This window comes from Luteitalea sp., assembly GCA_009377605.1.
Taxonomy (GTDB): domain Bacteria; phylum Acidobacteriota; class Vicinamibacteria; order Vicinamibacterales; family Vicinamibacteraceae; genus WHTT01.
This window is the reverse complement of sequence record WHTT01000213.1, coordinates 1-1187: the sequence shown is the minus strand read 5'-3', so window position 1 is coordinate 1187 and position 1187 is coordinate 1. Positions and strand designations below refer to the sequence as shown.

Sequence of the window (1187 nt, the reverse complement as noted above, 5' to 3'; positions counted from 1 at the left end):
CCGCCCTCGATCACCTTGTCTCCGAATGGTGCCTCATGGCGCAATTCTTGGACTCGTTCTGTTGAGCTGGCCGGAACGGCTAGTCCATGAACCTGTCGCCAGCGGGTCGTGTTCTCTCTACTGAAAGGATTCGTCCAACGAGAAGATACAAGGAACTATTAGACCGGTTTCTTGCGCCGTTGACGGAACGTCCGTTAGCAGGCGCCCTCAGCACCACCACCGCATTGCCCACCGCCGCATTGCATGCTCAGGCCGGCTTCGCTATCAGATGGTAGACACTCTACCATGAAATCACGCGTCACGGTAGACACGCGACCATCAGCGTGGTTGGTAGGATCTGGAGCGATTCACGTGGCGAGGGGCCACCGTCACAGAGCCATGTGCTGCCCACTCACACTCGGGATCACTTCATCAGGCGAGCAGCCATCGAACTCGTACCTGGAGACGCAGGGCACGGCAAACTGGCACGGAGCGCGTTCAGCCGTTTAGGAACGGACGCCATCTCGGTGACCGGAACGCCGTGTACACTCCGGTCACGAGCCGTACTCATCAACGCAAATTGTTCACAATATATTTCGCGCTAAGTTATTGAAAAGATTGGCTCCTCAGGCTGGACTCGAACCAGCAACCCTCCGGTTAACAGGCGGAACAGACGCCGTTAGCCGGCCCTTGCGGCCGTTTGCTGTGCCTTGCCGAAGCGCGCGGCGCGGCCGGTGGAATCAAGCGATTTCGGACTTTCACTCTGTGCCAGAGTTTGCTGGACTTTGCCGGCCTTTGTTGTGATGAAGGAGGTTGCGATGACGCCGCATCCTCTCCGCGGCTAACCTACGCGGAGCAGGGGAACGAGATCCGTTCCTACGGGGGGACGAGTGGCGAAGGTGGAGCCATTCGGAGCAAGCCCGCATCACCAACGCATCGAGAACTCCCCCACCCGCTTGAGATTGGTACGCGAGAACCGTGGGGGCCCTGCGGTGACGAGGGTGGTGAGGGCGGAACGAATCCGGCGGCATATCATCGGCGACGGCCAAGCCAGTAGGTGTTCGATTCGCTGGCGCCGGAAGTGCTCGGAGGCTGATATGGGAACACTCGATCTTTTTCGTCTGGACGGCCAGCGGGCGTTCGTAACCGGCGCGAGCCGCGGCCTGGGGCGGTCCATGGCCTTGGCTCTGGCCGATGCCGGCGCCGAC

At 60.5% G+C, this 1187-nt stretch carries 1 protein-coding gene; it reads left to right on the top strand.

Annotated features, from left to right (window positions below):
- Nucleotides 1–1076 precede the first annotated feature (1076 nt).
- A partial coding sequence (locus GEV06_28580; GenBank protein ID MPZ21806.1) for a short-chain dehydrogenase occupies nucleotides 1077–1187 on the top strand: 111 nt, incomplete at its 3' end.